The sequence below is a fragment of the Pseudomonas sp. Irchel 3A7 genome (assembly GCF_900187565.1).
Lineage (GTDB): Bacteria > Pseudomonadota > Gammaproteobacteria > Pseudomonadales > Pseudomonadaceae > Aquipseudomonas.
Genome location: NZ_FYED01000001.1, coordinates 93,385 through 110,560, shown reverse-complemented (window position 1 = coordinate 110,560; position 17,176 = coordinate 93,385). Strand labels below are relative to the sequence as shown.

The following is a 17,176-nucleotide window of genomic DNA, read 5'->3' as shown; positions in this document are numbered from 1 at the left end:
GGAGTAGCCCGTCATGAGCAACCCCCGGATCGTTCAATTGGACCTGGCGGAATTCTGTGAGGCGACCGACCTGTCGGACGTCTACGTGATCGAAATCGTCGAGCACGGCATCCTCGAACCTCAGGGCGCCGTGCCCAAGGACTGGCGCTTCACCGATTACGAACTGACCCTGGCCAAACGTGCCGCCAAACTGCGCCATGACCTGGAACTGGATTGGGAGGGCGTCGCCCTGGCGCTGGACCTGCTGGAAGAGGTCCAGCAGTTGCGGGCGGAGAACCGGATGCTCAAGCAGCGGTTGGGGCGGTTGGTGGTGGATTAATTCTCGGTACTGACACAAAACCTGTGGCGAGGGAGCTTGCTCCCGTTGGGTTGCGAAGCAGCCCCCAGTAACCGGGCTTCGTCAAAAAAACATGTATGTTGGATCAGCGACCGCTTCGCGCTCGAACGGGAGCAAGCTCCCTCGCCACAAAGGCTCCCTCACTGCAACGGTCTAAACCTTTCTCGGCAACATTACGGTGAACAGCGTTCCGTCTGTTTCACTTGAGCTGACCTCAACCGTCCCGCCATGCGCATCCACCACTTCCTTGACGATGAACAACCCCAGACCGAGGCTGGTGGACGGGTGGCCCAATTCTTCGTCGGCGCTACGCACCAATGGATCGAAGATCGTGCCGATGTCCTTCTCGGCAATCGGTTCGCCGTAGTTGTGTACCGCGAGGTGAACGGCGTCGGGTTCACCGTTGAGCGTCACCGTTACAGCGCCTTTGGTCGAGCCATGCTGCAATGCATTGCCGATAAGATTTTGCAGCAACTGGCTCAGCCGCGCGGCATCCCAGACGCCTTGCATATTCCCCGCTACTTTTAACGTCGGATCGCACTCCGGGTTTCCTGCGCAGGCTTGGGCTATCGCCGCTTGCGCCACGGCAGCCAGGTCCGTGGGCGCCGGGTCTATCGGCAGGCTTTTGCCCAGGCGGCTGCGCACCAGTTCCAGCAAATCATTGACCATCGCCGCCATGTGCCGCGTGCCGCGCTTGATGCTGTTGGCGCAGGTCAGCGCATCGCCTTCCAACGACGTTTTGCGCATCAGCAATTCGGTGGACATGCTCACCGCTTGCAACGGCGCGCGCAGGTCATGGCCAAGAATCGCCAGAAAGATATCCCGCGAACGATTGACCTGTTCGGCATAGGCGGCGGTGGATTCGGCGAGGGCTTCGTCAATGGCTTCGTTGAACCGGATCATGTCCTGGAAGTACGCCATGTCCGGTGATTCCAGGCTGTCGACCCACAGTCGAATCACACAGGCACGCAGGTGACGGAATTCGCTGGTCATCTGTACCAGATCGAACCCCACGGTATGCCGCAACTCGCCATGGCTGGCACCGGCTTTATCGAGGCTCGGGGTTTTCTCCGGGCCTTCCCCCCTGGCCTTGGCCATTTGCTCACTGGCGCTCTGGGGCTTCGCCATGTCGCGCGCGGCCGCCAGCAAAATAGCCTTGGCGTGGTCGCGCAAGGCCACTCGATCCAGGAATTCGGCTGCGGGCGTGATGGTTTTGGCGAATTGCTCCCACTCATCGACGATGCGGTCCGCGTGTTGCGTGATGAAATCGGATAGTCGCATGGGCGCAGTCCCGGGGACATGTGGAGGCGAGGTGTGTCGAAATAGTAGCCCCTTTGGGCCGGGTGTAAACCTGCCGCAGGGCGGATGCACGATGAGCCGTTTCAGGGGTGGTACAGATGTATATCCATTCCTTGGCTTCGCATGAATAGGCTATTGGCTTAACTATTCATTTGAAGGTCTGAATCATGTCTGACTTGCAAGGAAGCAACTCGACGAATGCCCCCTCTAAATCTGAAAAGAGTGTTCACGAGCAACGCGTAACGAGGGTTATTCCCGATGCAATAAAAAATGCGCCACCGGCGCTACTTGAATCGATGTTGAATCAGTCTGCAGAAATGCCGGATTGGTACTTGAAGACGTCGGCCGCGGATCGACAGCGTTTGAAAACGTTAATTGACGAACGCTGGCGCTTGCAGGGCGAGCTCGATGAACTGCTGGCCGGCCTGCAACACGATATCGAGGCCTTCGCCAAGCCGCTTCTGGCGAGTACCTTGCAAGCGAACTTCAATGCCTACGAAGACCCCGAAACCCTGTCCCTGCATCTTTATGTCCCGGATAACATGGTTTTTGGCATCGACACCGGTGTCAGTCGCCTGCGGAAAAGTTCGCTGCTCGCCGCCGCTTTGCATAACTTCGAGGAAGCCGAAACTCAAGAAGGCGCCTTCAGAAGTGGTTCCGGCGTTTATCGCAACACGTTACAGGGAGACCTTAAACGCGTTAACGCAATAGCCCCGGAAAAGTTCGCCAGTCTCTGTCGCAGGCTGGACATCGGTGGACAATACCAGACACACATCAAGGCGAAGCTGGACCCAACGGACACCGTTGCAAAATGGCAATTGCGCCAGCGCGCGCAGGCCCGTGAAAAAGCCGTCTTCACGTTATCGGTGTTGATCGCGCGTCTGAAAGGCGACATCTCTGCCCACGCCTATGACCGTTTGAGCGAGGTTGTCGAAGAAAGGAAAAATATCCGCTTCCATGGCGCGCCACTACGCAGCCATCGGTTGTCGCTGATGGGCTTTCGCCTGACATCCATCGTGTTGTTCAGCGCTGTAGGCGAAGCTTCGGCGGTGAAGAAGGCCGTCGATGCCCTGACCCCCGGCAGCCTGACATTCTGGACACGCTGGTCGCAGCATATCCCGGTCCTGCCAGGGCGCGAATTTGACCAGTACAAGCTGATCCAGGCCTTCTTTGCCAACGGTCCCAGTGGTGTCGCGGACGAAATGCTGCGCAAGGAAGACATCTATCAACAAAGCCGGTTGAGCGGTCCGCTGATCGCCTACGTGCCGGATGATCCTGACCATCCGCTAAGAGAATATGCCTCGCTGGCCGAGTTCATGAAAACCTTGATCAGCCAGCTGCGCGACCCGGATTACCAGGCCTTTTTCAGCCGTTTCGTGGAGCAGAAAGACAAGGGCCATTTTTTTGCGCGGGTCAACGAGCGGCTCAAGACCATGACCTGGCAACAGCGCAATCCACTCGACATGGGACCATGGTGGCGCGAAACCGCGATCGAGAACCCCAACGCAGAACCCATCACCAATGTCAGGGACGCAAATCTCTGGGCCGAGCTGTTCAAGGAGCGGCGAGACAAGATGATCCGCGATGCACGCTGCATTGCCGTGCCCACCGGCGATGAGAATTCGACTGCCCGCTGGAAGCGCCTGGCCAGCTACCTGGACATCGGCTGGAACCTGTTCAGCTTCGCCGCGATGCTGGTTCCCGGAGTGGGCGAGGCGGTGCTGGGCATCATGGTTGCGCAGATGCTGGCGGAACTGGCCGAAGGCATCGAGGACTGGAGCAAGGGCGATAAGGAAGAGGCTGCGTCCTACATCAACGGTGTGCTGATCAACTTTGCACAATTGGCCCTGATGGGCGCGGGGCATGTGCTGCCCAAAACCGCTGTGGCTGTGTCGCCCTTCGTGGAAAACCTCAAGCCCGTGGAGGTCGATGGCAAAGAACGACTCTGGAACCCCGATCTGTCGCCTTACGAGCATCCGCTGGTCCTGGAGCCCACGTCGCAGCCCGACGAACGTGGGCTTCACCGACATGAGGGCAAGGACGTATTGCGCCTCGAAGACAGGCATTACGTGGTGACGACAGACCCGAAGACAGGGCTGCATCGCCTCAAGCACCCCGACCGGCCAGGCGCGTATCAACCCGTCGTCGAACATAACGGTGCCGGGAGCTGGAAAACTGAAGTAGAACAGCCGCTGGGGTGGGGCAAGCGCCGCTTGTTAAGACGCTTGGGGACAATGACGGAAACGGTATCCGATGAGACCCTTGAGCAGGTGCTGGCCGTCAGCGGCGTGCATGAAGATGCCCTGCGCAGGATGCATGTCGAGCACGAAGCCCCGCCCGCCATGCTGGTCGACACGCTCAACCGCTTCAAGCTGTATGCCCAGGCTGGCGAACTCGGGCAGCAAATACTGGCGAACCGGATTCCGGAGGCGCTGGAACAGACCATGTCCGGCTCGGCGGCCAGCTTTATGAAACAACGTATGAGGCTTCGTCGAAACAATGGCGGATCATGCATCCGACCGACCCGGAAGCCTACCAGCCCGTCCTGACTCACAACGCTGCCGGTGCCTGGCGCCATACACTGGAGCGCCCGCGGGCATGGGATCGCCTGACACTGATGCGGCGCATGGGACCTGTGGTTGAAGCGTTCTCCGACGATCAATTACGGCAGATCGCCGACGTCAGTGGCGTCAGCGACAATGCCTTGCGCAAGATGCACCTGGATAACGCCTTGCCGCCACCCGAACTCACGGACGCTCTGCGCCTGTTCAAAACCGACCTGGACGTTCTCCGGGTCATCGAACAGATCGAGACCGGGCACGCCATCGATGACCGCTATCTGTATTCCTTGCCATTGGTAACCGAGCTGCCGCGATGGCCAATGGGCCGGATCCTGGAAGTATTCGAGGGGCCAGAACCGTTCGGCACTCCGGTCAAATATGGCTCAGAACGCCTGTTGCCGGGTTCCAAAAACAAGGCCCCTGTACAGCTGACCCGAGCCGAAGTCCTGAACGGCGAATTGCCCTCGCGCATATTGGCGGCGCTCGACGAAACGGAGATCACCCGCCTGCTGGGCGGTGAAGCGGCGCGGGTCAAGGACGCCAGACCTGGGGAGCTGCGAAAGCAGATCGCCGATTTCGCCCGAACCCGCCAACCGGCCATCTTCGAAAGTCTCTACAAGGGCAACGAACCCATAGACCCTTGGGTCGCGAAACTGCAGCAGGTTTGCCCGGGGCTGGGCGAGCCGGCGGCGCAGACTGTTTTGCGCCAGGCTTCGGCCGAGGAAATCAACCGTCTTCAGACTACCAAACGTTTCCCACTGCACCTGCAAGAGCAAGCCCGCTGGTATGCGCAACAAGGACGCTTGACCCAAGCCCTGGCAGGGTTGCACATGGAAAACATGGCCTCGGTGGACAGCAAGCGTCTGGCACTGCATACGTTGGCGAAATTGCCAGGCTGGTCTGATCAGGTGCGGCTGGAGATTCGCGACGGCCACCCCGAAGGTGCCTTGATCGATGGCATTGGCAGCGAGACCGCTGAAACCCGCAAGTATCTGGTCAAGAAAGGCTCGTACTACCAGGCCTTTAACGACCGGGGAGAAACCCTCAACAGCGTGCCCGGCCATGGCGATAATTTTTACTCTTCCATTATGCACGCACTGCCCGATGAGGCGCGGCGGTCGCTGGGCATGCCCGGGGTGGGACAAAGTGCTGAGTTGCGGCGCGCGATTATCGACTATGCCAACGGTCATCCCGTCGATTCGATGCAGAGCCTGCACGCCCGATCCGCTCGCAAACCCTGGTTCAAACCACCGCAACGCATTTCGGAAAAACTGCTGGGCTAACCCCTGTGGGAGCGAGCCTGCTCGCGAAGGACATTAACGATAACGCGTGCTTGCAGAATAAGCGCGGCGTTCCCGGGGCCTTCGCGAGCAGACTCGCTCCCACAAAAAAAGCAGGGGCGGTGGCTCAGAACAGGAAATACCGCTGCGCCATCGGCAGCGTTTCGGCCGGTTCACACCACAGCAACACGCCATCGGCCTTGACCTGATAGGTCTGTGGATCGACGTCGATTTCGGGCAAGTAATCGTTGTGGATCAGGTCGGTTTTTTGCACCTCGCGACAGCCCTTGACCACGGCGATTTTCTTTTTCAAACCCAAGGCTTCCGGTAACCCGGCCTCCTGCGCCGCCTGGCTGATGAACGTCAGGCTGGTGGCGTGCAGCGAACTGCCGTAACTGGCGAACATCGGACGGTAGTGCACCGGTTGCGGTGTCGGAATCGAGGCGTTGGCATCACCCATCAGGCTTGCCGCGATGGCACCGCCCTTGAGAATCAGCGTCGGCTTGACCCCGAAAAACGCCGGGCGCCATAGCACCAGATCCGCCCATTTACCCACCTCCACTGACCCCACTTCATGACTGATGCCGTGGGTGATCGCCGGGTTGATCGTGTATTTGGCGATGTAGCGTTTGGCGCGGAAGTTGTCGTTGCCAGCGCCGTCACCCGGTAGTGGACCGCGCTGTTTTTTCATCTTGTCGGCGGTCTGCCAGGTGCGGGTGATGACTTCGCCGACCCGGCCCATGGCCTGGCTGTCGGAGCTGATCATCGAAAACGCGCCGAGGTCGTGGAGGATGTCTTCGGCGGCAATTGTCTCGCGACGGATGCGGCTTTCGGCGAAGGCCACATCCTCGGCAATGCTCGGGTCCAGGTGGTGGCAGACCATCAGCATGTCGAGGTGTTCGTCGATGGTATTGCGGGTGAACGGCCGGGTCGGGTTGGTCGAGCTCGGCAGCACGTTGGCGAAGCCGCAAGCCTTGATGATGTCCGGTGCGTGACCGCCGCCCGCACCTTCGGTGTGGTAGGTGTGGATGGTGCGGCCCTTGAAGGCGGCGAGGGTGGTTTCGACGAAGCCGGACTCGTTGAGGGTGTCGGTGTGGATCGCTACCTGTACGTCGTACTGATCGGCCACGCTCAGGCAGTTGTCGATGCTCGCCGGGGTGGTGCCCCAGTCTTCGTGCAGCTTCAAGCCGATGGCGCCGGCCTTGACCTGCTCGATCAGCGGCTCCGGCAGACTGGCGTTGCCCTTGCCGGTCAGGCCGATGTTCATCGGAAAGGCATCCGCCGCCTGGAGCATCCGCGCCAGGTGCCACGGACCGGACGTGCAGGTGGTGGCGTTGGTGCCGGTGGCGGGTCCGGTGCCGCCGCCGATCATGGTGGTGACGCCGCTCATCAGCGCTTCTTCGATCTGCTGCGGGCAGATGAAGTGAATGTGGGTGTCGATGCCGCCGGCGGTGAGGATCATGCCTTCACCGGCGATGACTTCGGTGCTGGCGCCGATGGCGATGTTGACGCTGGGCTGGATGTCCGGGTTGCCGGCTTTGCCAATCGCAGCGATGCGCCCGTCCTTGAGGCCGACGTCGGCCTTGACGATGCCCCAGTGGTCGATGATCAGCGCGTTGGTGATCAGGGTGTCGACGACGTCGGCGGCGAGTAGTTGACTCTGGCCCTGGCCGTCACGGATGACTTTGCCGCCGCCGAACTTCACTTCTTCGCCGTAGGTGGTGAAGTCCTTCTCGACTTCGATCCACAACTCGGTGTCGGCCAGGCGGACCTTGTCACCGACGGTGGGGCCGTACATGTCGGCGTAGGCCTGACGGGAAATCTTCATTCGTTCGCCTTGAGATTCAATTGAATTTGAAATCGTTCGCTGCGCTCACATTCGCGAGCAGGCTCGCTCCCACAAGGGACGCAATCAAATGTGGGAGCGAGCCTGCTCGCGAAGGGGGCGGTGCTGACAACGCATTAATTTAGAGATCACCCATGATCCGCCCGGCAAAGCCGAACACCCGGCGATGCCCGGCCAGATCCACCAGTTCCACCTCCCGACTCTGCCCCGGCTCGAAGCGCACGGCGGTGCCGGCAGGGATGTTCAGGCGCATGCCGCGGCTGGCGGCGCGGTCGAAGGTCAGGGCGTCATTGGTTTCGAAAAAGTGATAGTGCGAACCGACCTGGATTGGTCGGTCGCCACTGTTGGCCACGTTCAAACTGAGGGTGCGTCGGCCAACGTTGAGTTCGATGTCGCCGGACTGGATCTGGTGTTCACCGGGAATCATCAGTGGGCTCCTTGGAGAATCTTGTAGTAGAGGGCGGTCGGCTTGTAGCGCCCGCTCGGGTCGCAGGCGTAATCGGGGATTTCGCCGGCGCGGGTGTAGCCCAGCGCCTTGTAGAAGTCTTCGGCGGGGGAGCCGGCCTCGGTATCGAGGTAGAGCATGCCGCGCTTGTGTTGCAGGGCAGCCTGTTCCAGAGCCGTCATCAACTGCTGGCCCAGACCTCGCCGCCGCGCGTGCTCGCGCACCAGCAATTTCTGCACCTCGGCGCGGTTCAGGCCGTTGGCTTTCTGGCACAGGGTCAGCTGTACGCTGGCCTGCACTTGTTCGTCCTTGACCACCACCCACAACAACACATGGCCCTTGTTCAGGTTCTCCTGAACCTCATCGAAATACGCACGGGCCTGGGTTGCATCAAGATTGGCCATGAAACCGACGCTGGCGCCATAACCCACTGCATCGAGCAACAGATCAATCAATCCCTGACGGTAGTGCGCAAAGCTTTCAACATTGACGCGTCGCAGTTGGGCGGGGTTCATCGGGCATCACTCCTTGCTGGCACTCGGTGGTTGCGCGCCAGGATTAAGGGTCAGTTGCATAAAGGTCAGGTCCAGCCAGCGTCCGAACTTGGTGCCCACCTGAGGCATCTGCCCGGTGATCACGAAGCCGATACGCTCATGCAGGCGAATCGAGGCGGTATTGCCGCTTTCGATGGCGGCAACCATCACATGCTTGCCACAGTCCCTGGCGCGTTCAATCAGGGCGTCCATCAGTTTCGGGCCCAGGCCATTGCCACGCTGGTCGCTGCGCACGTAGACCGAATGCTCGACGGTGTGACGGAAACCGTCGAATGGGCGCCAGTCGCCGAATGAAGCGTAGCCCAGCACGTTGTTGTCAGCGTTGACGATGACCAGGATCGGATAGCTTTGCGCCTGCCGCGCGCTGAACCAGGCCTGGCGGTTGCCGAGGTCGACAGCCTGTTCGTTCCAGATTGCCGTGGTGTTGAGCACGGCATCGTTGTAGATGTCACGGATTGCCGGCAGGTCGGCATGCACGGCATCGCGAATGGTGTAAGTCATGGCGGACCTCAGGCGATCGGTTGATGGACGGTGACCAGTTTGGTGCCGTCGGGAAAGGTCGCTTCGACCTGGATCTCCGGGATCATTTCGGGAATGCCTTCCATCACTTGTTCGCGGCTCAGCAGCGTGGTGCCGTAGTGCATCAGTTGCGCGACGGTCTGGCCATCGCGGGCGCCTTCGAGCAGCGCCGCGGAAATGTAGGCAATGGCCTCGGGGTAATTGAGTCTCACACCGCGGGCCAGCCGCCGCTCGGCCACGAGGCCGGCGGTGAAGATCAGCAGCTTGTCTTTTTCACGTGGGGTCAGGTCCATCGTAGAAATCCATCTGGGCAGATTAAAAGGTATTCGAATGTATGAATGCGTTTCCTGTGGGAGCGAGCCTGCTCGCGAAGAGGTCATCACAGCCAGAAAAGATGTCGGCATTGAAATCGCTTTCGCGAGCAGGCTCGCTCCCACAATGGATTGCATTTCAGGTGTTCCATATTCTGGGTGGGACGGCTTCGCGGCCTAGCAGTGCTGGTCTGAGCAACTTCCATAGCTCGATCAACCAGCCCCGCGCCAACAGTGCTTCGCTGGCCAGGCACCGGGCCACAATCAGTCCCGGCAATTGCGTCAAATCCCCGCGCACGTCATTGGGCAGCGAACGGCATTTCTCCAGCAGTTCGCTATCAATCTCGCCAGTCACCAACAGCGTGGCAAACACCGGTTGCCCGTCCAGCCCAATCGGCGAATCCAGCAAGCCATCATCCCCGACAATGCGCTGGCGCTCATGCCAGAGCAACTGGCCATCGCGGCGGATATCCAGCTGCGCCTGGAAATGCCCGAGGTCGAAGCGTTCGCCGCTGGCCGGCCGACCCAGGGCCACCACGTCCCAGTAGAACAACCGGGCATCAGCCTCAAGGTCGATCGATGTACTGAGTTCAGCCTGCGCAGCACTGAAAATGATCGTCTCCTGGGGCAGCCATTCCAGTGTCGCACCGGCCGCTACGTTCAAGTCCAGCTGCTGCCAGGCGGGGCCGGCGGCGCGATACCACTTGGCCGCACCCGGGCTGGTGATCTGCGCCCAGGCATCGCGGCCGACGCTGGCCGAAATGTCCAGGCGATCACCCCCGGCGATCCCGCCCGGCGGGTGGACGATGATGTGCTGGCAGACTTCAGGACCTTCAGCGTACAGATGCTTTTGCACACGCAACGGGCCGAGATGACGGCGCTGTACCGGGCGCGTGCTATCACCGAAACGGGCGTAACCCAGCTCCAGCTCGGCGTGCCAGCTTGGGGTAAACAGGGCAGTGGCGGCAGGTAAATTCATGATGTCCAATTATCGTTAGGTTGCTACAGATTAAATCGTGCTCTTATATCGTTACTAGACCACGCACACCCTCGGCTTCCATATTTTCACCGCGACCCTGTTGCACGATCTCGCCCCGGGACATCACCAGGTATTGATCGGCCAGTTCGGCGGCGAAGTCATAAAACTGCTCCACCAGCAAAATCGCCATGTCACCGCGGGCCGCGAGCTTCTTGATCACCGCGCCGATTTCCTTGATCACCGACGGCTGAATGCCTTCGGTGGGTTCGTCGAGGATCAGCAGGCGCGGACGGCTGGCCAGTGCGCGGCCGATCGCAAGTTGCTGTTGCTGGCCACCGGACAAATCACCGCCACGACGCTGTTTCATTTGTAGCAGCACCGGGAACAGTTCGTAGATGAAGGCCGGGACTTCCCGGGCCTCGGCGCCAGGGAAGCGCGACAGGCCCATCAGCAGGTTTTCTTCCACGGTCAGCCGGCCAAAGATTTCCCGACCTTGAGGCACGTAGGCGATCCCGGCATGCACCCGTTGATGTGGCTTGAACGCGGTGATGGATTTGCCTTCCCAGTTCACCGCGCCGCCCGATGCCGGCAGCAGGCCCATCAGGCACTTGAGCAAGGTGGTCTTGCCCACGCCGTTGCGGCCGAGCAGGCAGGTGATCTCTCCGACCTTCACGTCGAACGTCAGGCCGCGCAGGATGTGGCTACCGCCGTAGTACTGGTGCAGCTTGTCGACTTGCAGCATCTCAAACTCTCCCCCGGCCCCCTGTGGGAGCGAGCCTGCTCGCGAAGAGGGGGTGTCAGTCGCCATTAATGTTGTCTGACCCACCGCATTCGCGAGCAGGCTCGCTCCCACAGTTGGATAAGTGTTCGCAAATTTATCGACCGAGATAAACCTCGATCACCCGCTCATTGTCCTGCACCTGCTCCAGCGACCCTTCGGCCAGCACGCTGCCTTGGTGCAGCACGGTGACGTGGTCGGCAATCGAGCCGACGAAGCCCATGTCGTGTTCCACCACCATCAGCGAATGCTTGCCGGCCAGGGTCTTGAACAGCTCGGCGGTGAATTCGGTTTCAGCGTCGGTCATACCCGCCACCGGCTCGTCGAGCAGCAGCAGTTGCGGGTCCTGCATCAGCAACATGCCGATTTCCAGGAACTGCTTCTGCCCATGGGACAACAAGCCTGCCGGGCGATTGACCGACGCGGTCAGGCGAATGGTGTCCAGCACTTCGGCGATGCGATCCTTCTGTTCGCCATTGAGCCGCGCCCGCAGGCTGGCCCACACCGACTTGTCGGTTTTCTGCGCCAGTTCCAGATTCTCGAACACACTCAAGGCTTCGAACACCGTCGGTTTCTGGAACTTGCGACCGATACCGGCCTGGGCGATCTGCACTTCGCTCATGTGCGTCAGGTCCAGGGTTTCGCCGAACCAGGCCTTGCCGTGACTCGGACGGGTCTTGCCGGTGATCACGTCCATCAGCGTGGTCTTGCCCGCGCCGTTGGGGCCGATGATGCAGCGCAGTTCGCCGACACCGATGTACAGGTTCAGATCATTCAGCGCCTTGAAACCATCGAAGCTGACGCTGATGTCTTCCAGGGTCAGGATGGTGCCGTGGCGGGTGTTCAGGCCTTTGCCGGCGCGCTGTCCAAGGCCGATGGCATCGCGGCTGCTGCCGGCGTCCTTGTTCGGTTCCAGCGGCGGGAAGAAGGCCGGTTCGAGCATGAATTCAGCCATGGCAGTGACTCTCATTATTCACCTCTCTTTTCATAAGGCCGTTTCTTCAGCAGACCGATCACGCCTTTGGGCAGGTACAGGGTCACGACGATGAACAGCGCGCCCAGGAAGAACAGCCAGTATTCGGGAAAAGCCACGGTGAACCAGCTCTTCATGCCGTTGACCACGCCGGCGCCAAGCAACGGGCCGATCAGGGTTCCGCGACCGCCGAGGGCGACCCACACGGCGGCTTCGATGGAGTTGGTCGGCGACATTTCACTCGGGTTGATGATGCCGACTTGCGGCACATACAACGCACCGGCCAGGCCGCACAACACCGCGCTCAACACCCAGACGAACAGCTTGAAACCCCGTGGGTCGTAACCGCAGAACATCAGGCGGTTTTCCGCATCGCGCAGCGCGGTCAACACCCGCCCAAACTTGCTCCGCGCCAGCCGCCAACCGATGAACAGGCTCGCCACCAGCAACAACACTGTGGCGAAAAACAGCACCGCGCGGGTGCCCGGTTCGGTGATGCCAAAGCCGAGAATCGTGCGGAAGTTGGTGAAGCCGTTGTTGCCGCCGAACCCGGTTTCGTTGCGGAAAAACAGCAGCATCCCGGCGAAGGTCAGGGCCTGGGTCATGATCGAGAAGTACACGCCCTTGATCCGCGATCGGAAGGCGAAGAAGCCGAACACCAGCGCCAGCAGACCCGGCGCCAACACCACCAGGCACAGGGCCCAGAGGAAGCTGCTGGTGCCGGTCCAGTACCAGGGCAATTCGGTCCACGACAGGAACGTCATGAACGCCGGCAAGCCATCACCCGAGGCCTGGCGCATCAGGTACATGCCCATCGCATAACCGCCGAGGGCGAAGAACAGGCCATGGCCGAGGGACAACAGGCCGGCGTAACCCCAGACCAGGTCCAGCGCCAGGGCGACGATGGCGTAGCAAAGGATTTTGCCCACCAGCGTCAGCGTGTAAGCCGACACATGCAGCGTGCTGTCTGCCGGCAACAACGACAGTAACGGCAACGTCAGCAGCAGAGCGAGGACGACAATACCGACGGCCATCGTGGCTTTGGGGCCGGCTTTGTGTGTCGCGGTAACGAGCAGGGGCTGGTTCATCAGTCGATCACCCGTCCTTTGAGTGCGAAGAGGCCTTGCGGACGTTTCTGGATGAACAGAATGATCAGCGCGAGGATGAGGATCTTGCCGAGCACGGCACCGATCTGCGGTTCGAGAATTTTGTTGGCGATCCCCAGGCCGAAGGCGGCGAATACGCTACCGGCCAATTGCCCGACGCCACCGAGCACCACCACCAGGAACGAGTCGATGATGTAGCTCTGGCCGAGGTCCGGACCGACGTTGCCGATCTGGCTCAGCGCCACGCCACCGAGACCGGCGATGCCCGAACCGAGGCCGAAGGCAAGCATGTCGACACGCCCGGTGGGCACGCCACAGCAGGCCGCCATGTTGCGGTTCTGGGTGACCGCTCGCACGTTCAGACCCAGGCGAGTCTTGTTCAGCAACAGCCAGGTGAGGACGACGACAAACAAGGCAAAGGCGATGATGACGATCCGGTTGTACGGCAGCACCAGATTCGGCAGCACCTGAATCCCGCCCGACAACCACGCGGGGTTGGCCACTTCGACGTTCTGCGCGCCGAACAGCAAACGCACCAACTGGATCAACATCAGGCTGATGCCCCAGGTGGCGAGCAGGGTTTCCAACGGACGCCCGTAGAGATGGCGAATCACCGTGCGTTCCAGCGCCATGCCGACCCCGGCGGTGACGAAAAACGCCACCGGCAGTGCAATCAATGGATAGAACTCGATGGCCTGCGGCGCGTAACGCTGGAACATCAGTTGCACCACGTAAGTCGAGTAGGCGCCGAGCATCAGCATCTCGCCGTGGGCCATGTTGATCACGCCGAGCAGGCCAAAGGTGATCGCCAGGCCCAGTGCCGCGAGCAGCAGGATCGAGCCGAGGGACATGCCGCTGAAGGCCTGGCCGAGCAGTTCGCCCATCAGCAGTTTGCGTTTGACCTGTGCGAGGCTGGTCTCGGCGGCGGTGCGCACATTGGCGTCAGTTTCCACGCCCGGATCCAGCAGGCTTTCCAGGCGGGTGCGGGCCAGCGGGTCGCCGGTCTCACCGAGCAGGCGCACGGCGGCCAGACGCACCGCCGGATTGGCGTCCACCAGTTGCAGGTTGGCCAGGGCCAGGCTCAGGGCGGCGTGGACGCTTTCATCCTGTTCACCCGCCAGTTGCTGATCGAGGAATTTGAGCTGCGCGGGTTTGGCGCTTTTCTGCAATTGCTGCGCGGCGGCCAGACGGATTTTCGCGTCGGCGGCGAGTAGTTGGTGGCTGGCCAGGGCGGTATCGATCAGACCCCGCAGGCGGTTGTTCAGGCGCAAGGTTTTCGGCTGGCCATCGACGGTCAACTCGCCTTGTTGCAGGGCGTTGATCAGCTCGATGCGCGCCGGATCGGGCTGCGCGGCCCAGGCTTCAAGCAGTTTGGCTTGCTGCGCGGGATTGGCGGCGACGAAGTCGTCGGCGTCACCGGCGAACGAGGCCATCGGCAAAAGAAATGCAATGGCAAGAATGAAGCGGAAAAGGGCAGTGGGCATAGAGAATCGCCTTGACGCGGACATTGTGGGAGCGAGCCTGCTCGCGAAAGCGGTCTGACATTCACCCTCAATGTCGACTGTCAGGACCTCTTCGCGAGCAGGCTCGCTCCCACAGGGGAAATCGTCGGGCCTGAGTTGTGCGGTCAGGTCCGGCATCCAGTGGCTCAGTTGCTCTTCACCGCATACTCAGGCTTCTTGTCGTTGCCCGGGATGAATGGGCTCCACGGCTGGGCGCGGATCGGACCTTCGGTCTGCCACACCACGTTGAACTGACCATCGGCCTGGATCTCGCCGATCATCACCGGCTTGTGCAGGTGGTGGTTGGTCTTGTCCATGGTCAGGGTGTAGCCGGATGGTGCGGCAAAGGTCTGGCCGCCCAGGGCCTCGCGGACTTTGTCGACGTCGGTGGACTTGGCTTTTTCAGCCGCCTGCGCCCACATGTGGATGCCGACGTAGGTGGCCTCCATCGGGTCGTTGGTCACCGCTTTATCGGCGCCAGGCAGGTTGTGTTTCTTCGCATAGGCTTTCCAGTCGGCGACGAATTTCTGGTTGGCCGGGTTCTCGACCGACTCGAAATAGTTCCACGCCGCAAGGTTGCCCACCAGCGGCTTGGTGTCGATGCCGCGTAGCTCTTCTTCACCTACCGAGAAGGCCACCACCGGAACGTCGGTGGCTTTCAACCCCTGGTTGGCCAGCTCTTTATAGAACGGCACGTTGGAGTCGCCGTTGACCGTGGAAATCACAGCGGTCTTGCCACCGGCCGAGAATTTTTTGATGTTGGCCACGATGGTCTGGTAATCGCTGTGGCCGAACGGGGTGTAGACCTCTTCGATGTCCTTGTCGGCCACGCCTTTGGAGTGCAGGAACGAGCGCAGGATTTTATTGGTGGTGCGCGGGTAGACGTAGTCGGTGCCGAGCAGGAAGTAGCGCTTGGCGCTGCCGCCTTCTTCGCTCATCAGGTATTCAACGGCGGGAATCGCCTGTTGGTTCGGCGCGGCGCCGGTGTAGAACACATTCGGCGACATCTCTTCGCCTTCGTACTGCACCGGGTAGAACAGCAGGCCATTGAGTTCTTCGAACACCGGCAACACCGATTTGCGCGACACGGAAGTCCAGCAACCGAACACGACCGCCACCTTGTCCTGGGTCAGCAACTGCCGGCCTTTTTCCGCAAACAGCGGCCAGTTCGACGCCGGGTCGACCACCACCGGCTCCAGCATCTTGCCGTTCACGCCACCCTTGGCGTTGATCTCATCGATGGTCATCAACGCCATGTCCTTGAGCGACGTTTCGGAGATCGCCATGGTGCCGGACAACGAATGCAGGATACCAACCTTGATGGTCTCGGCCGCCTGGACAGTCCAGGTCATGCCCATCGCGGCAATGCTTGCCGAGAGTGTGAAAGCCTTGATCAAACTGCGACGCTTCATTGTGCGATCTCCATGAACGTTTAATTTTTCTGGTTGGCAGATGCGGACGACTGAAGGGTCTTTAGCAAGGGCTGTGCCCAACGACGAGAATGCCTTGTCCAGAAGGGTAAACATGGGCTGGCACAAGCAGCGCTGCACTATTAACAGGCAGAGAGGTTGGTCGGGTGCGCCTGTCTGCGCGCAAATGGTGCTGCACCTGAGGGTGAGCACCCCAAAAGCCTGGATACACAAACGATAGATATGTATCGCTGATCAAGGCGCACGCATGGCGACACTCATTCGGTAGTTATCCCGATACTCTTTCGCAGGATTTTTATCATGAATGACATGTCAGGCCGGGAAGTCCGTGCCGCAGTACTACCCTCCAAAACCAGCTTTCCAAAGCTCAGTCCGGGGTTCCTGACGGAGGAGGATGCCGCTTATTGGGTCCATGGCCAGATCCCTGCCAATGCGGACAGGGAATATGGAAGTGTGATCGTGCAATTGCCGGACGGCGATTTTGCAGCCACCCGGCCTGTGCAAGGCGAGGTGAACACGTTTGATTTCAGGACCATTCTGGATACCGATGCCAACGGAAACTATGTGCATCCTGCAGGATATACCTGCGTCGCGAATGTCCATTCGCATCCGCCGGCTCTCGACAAAGTCCGGGCGGCCAATCCCGGCCAGGATGAAGTCACTCTCAGGCATTTCCTCAATTTCTTCTCCGATATGGATTTCATTTCCGATGTCTCGGAGCGCAGTTTTTTTCGCAGCGCCTATCTGTCGGGTCCTGACGGGGTGCTGTTGAAGTATTCGCCCAGCGGTACGAAAGAGGAGTTCAGCTATTACCTCTGGCTTAAAGCCGGTGCGCCGCGTGATAACCCTGTCGGTGTATTCGGAGTGGCGAACGTCATCAGAAAGGTCGCTTCGATCGGTGAGCTTAAAGTCATTGTGTCCAATGCCGATTGGGTGGGCTCCGTCGGCAAAGTCCCGCCGGACTGGCAGCCAGGCAAAGCCTTTTCCAAGGGGGTGATAACAGAGTGGCCTTTGATGACTCGCATCTGTAGCAGCGCCGAGCGTGCGGTTCTCGCAGCATTGAAGGAAAAAAGCACCCTGACTTCCGGTTTGGTGCTGAAAAAGCGCGGGGCCAACGAGTACATCGCGACCCAGGCCCGTCCCGCCGGTCAAGCGTCATGGGATCCGGTCCGGTTTTTTCCTCGCGGTGACGATGGACGGGTGAAGCTGCCGGCCGGCTATGTGCTGGAGGGATTTTATTACGCGTGAGTTCCTGT

16 protein-coding genes are annotated in these 17,176 nt (G+C 60.4%); 4 read left to right on the top strand and 12 right to left on the bottom strand.

What is annotated here, in order from left to right; translation table 11 throughout:
* Nucleotides 1–13: 13 nt before the first annotated feature.
* The gene (locus tag CKW21_RS00535) at nt 14–319 is read left to right on the top strand and encodes a chaperone modulator CbpM (RefSeq protein ID WP_095192084.1); all 306 of its coding nucleotides are present in this window, start codon (nt 14–16) and stop codon (nt 317–319) included.
* A gap of 171 nt (nt 320–490) precedes the next feature.
* On the opposite strand, the gene CKW21_RS00530 is transcribed toward CKW21_RS00535, so the two are convergent.
* Nucleotides 491–1,618 carry a sensor histidine kinase KdpD gene (locus CKW21_RS00530; RefSeq protein WP_095192083.1) on the bottom strand — a complete coding sequence of 376 codons (1,128 nt, stop codon included), beginning with the start codon at nt 1,616–1,618 and terminating at the stop codon, nt 491–493.
* A 185-nt stretch (nt 1,619–1,803) separates the two neighbouring features.
* On the opposite strand from CKW21_RS00530, the gene CKW21_RS00525 reads away from it, so the two are divergent.
* Both CKW21_RS00525 and CKW21_RS00520 read left to right on the top strand, forming a co-directional pair.
* Complete coding sequence (locus tag CKW21_RS00525) at nt 1,804–4,185, top strand: dermonecrotic toxin domain-containing protein (protein WP_141232868.1); 2,382 nt, start codon at nt 1,804–1,806, stop codon at nt 4,183–4,185.
* Entirely contained in the window at nt 4,146–5,480 is a 1,335-nt protein-coding gene (locus tag CKW21_RS00520) for a DUF6543 domain-containing protein (RefSeq protein WP_095192081.1), read from the top strand. The genes CKW21_RS00525 and CKW21_RS00520 overlap by 40 nt, the downstream gene beginning before the upstream one ends.
* Nucleotides 5,481–5,604: 124 nt before the next feature.
* Here the strand turns inward: CKW21_RS00520 and ureC are convergent, their stop codons facing one another.
* From ureC to urtA, 11 genes are all read right to left on the bottom strand, one after another.
* Entirely contained in the window at nt 5,605–7,305 is a 1,701-nt protein-coding gene (gene ureC, locus CKW21_RS00515) for an urease subunit alpha (RefSeq protein WP_095192080.1), read from the bottom strand.
* 139 nt (nt 7,306–7,444) lie between these two features.
* A complete protein-coding gene (locus tag CKW21_RS00510; RefSeq protein WP_095192079.1) occupies nt 7,445–7,750 on the bottom strand; it encodes an urease subunit beta in 306 nt (101 codons plus the stop codon).
* Nucleotides 7,750–8,283, bottom strand: a complete 534-nt coding sequence (locus CKW21_RS00505) for a GNAT family N-acetyltransferase (protein ID WP_095192078.1) — start codon at nt 8,281–8,283, stop codon at nt 7,750–7,752. The genes CKW21_RS00510 and CKW21_RS00505 overlap by 1 nt, the downstream gene beginning before the upstream one ends.
* A gap of 6 nt (nt 8,284–8,289) precedes the next feature.
* The gene (locus tag CKW21_RS00500; RefSeq protein ID WP_095192077.1) at nt 8,290–8,823 is read right to left on the bottom strand and encodes a GNAT family N-acetyltransferase; all 534 of its coding nucleotides are present in this window, start codon (nt 8,821–8,823) and stop codon (nt 8,290–8,292) included.
* Nucleotides 8,824–8,831: 8 nt separating this feature from the next.
* The gene (ureA, locus tag CKW21_RS00495; RefSeq protein ID WP_095192076.1) at nt 8,832–9,134 is read right to left on the bottom strand and encodes an urease subunit gamma; all 303 of its coding nucleotides are present in this window, start codon (nt 9,132–9,134) and stop codon (nt 8,832–8,834) included.
* A gap of 157 nt (nt 9,135–9,291) precedes the next feature.
* Nucleotides 9,292–10,131: an urease accessory protein UreD gene (locus tag CKW21_RS00490; protein ID WP_095192075.1), complete on the bottom strand. Its 840-nt coding sequence runs from the start codon at nt 10,129–10,131 to the stop codon at nt 9,292–9,294.
* A 43-nt stretch (nt 10,132–10,174) separates the two neighbouring features.
* Nucleotides 10,175–10,873 (bottom strand): urea ABC transporter ATP-binding subunit UrtE, encoded by a 699-nt coding sequence (urtE, locus tag CKW21_RS00485; RefSeq protein WP_095192074.1) that lies wholly within the window; start codon nt 10,871–10,873, stop codon nt 10,175–10,177.
* Between the two features lie 133 nt (nt 10,874–11,006).
* Nucleotides 11,007–11,879, bottom strand: coding sequence for an urea ABC transporter ATP-binding protein UrtD (urtD, locus tag CKW21_RS00480; protein WP_095192073.1), 873 nt, complete (start codon nt 11,877–11,879; stop codon nt 11,007–11,009).
* The gene (urtC, locus tag CKW21_RS00475; RefSeq protein ID WP_095192072.1) at nt 11,879–12,970 is read right to left on the bottom strand and encodes an urea ABC transporter permease subunit UrtC; all 1,092 of its coding nucleotides are present in this window, start codon (nt 12,968–12,970) and stop codon (nt 11,879–11,881) included. The genes urtD and urtC overlap by 1 nt, the downstream gene beginning before the upstream one ends.
* The gene (gene urtB / locus CKW21_RS00470) at nt 12,970–14,472 is read right to left on the bottom strand and encodes an urea ABC transporter permease subunit UrtB (protein WP_095192071.1); all 1,503 of its coding nucleotides are present in this window, start codon (nt 14,470–14,472) and stop codon (nt 12,970–12,972) included. Before urtB ends, urtC begins: the two co-directional genes overlap by 1 nt.
* A 164-nt stretch (nt 14,473–14,636) precedes the next feature.
* Nucleotides 14,637–15,902, bottom strand: a complete 1,266-nt coding sequence (gene urtA, locus CKW21_RS00465) for an urea ABC transporter substrate-binding protein (protein ID WP_095192070.1) — start codon at nt 15,900–15,902, stop codon at nt 14,637–14,639.
* A 318-nt stretch (nt 15,903–16,220) separates the two neighbouring features.
* Between urtA and CKW21_RS00460 the strand changes: the two genes are divergently transcribed.
* Entirely contained in the window at nt 16,221–17,168 is a 948-nt protein-coding gene (locus CKW21_RS00460) for a DUF4329 domain-containing protein (protein ID WP_095192069.1), read from the top strand.
* The last annotated feature ends 8 nt before the right edge of the window (nt 17,169–17,176 follow it).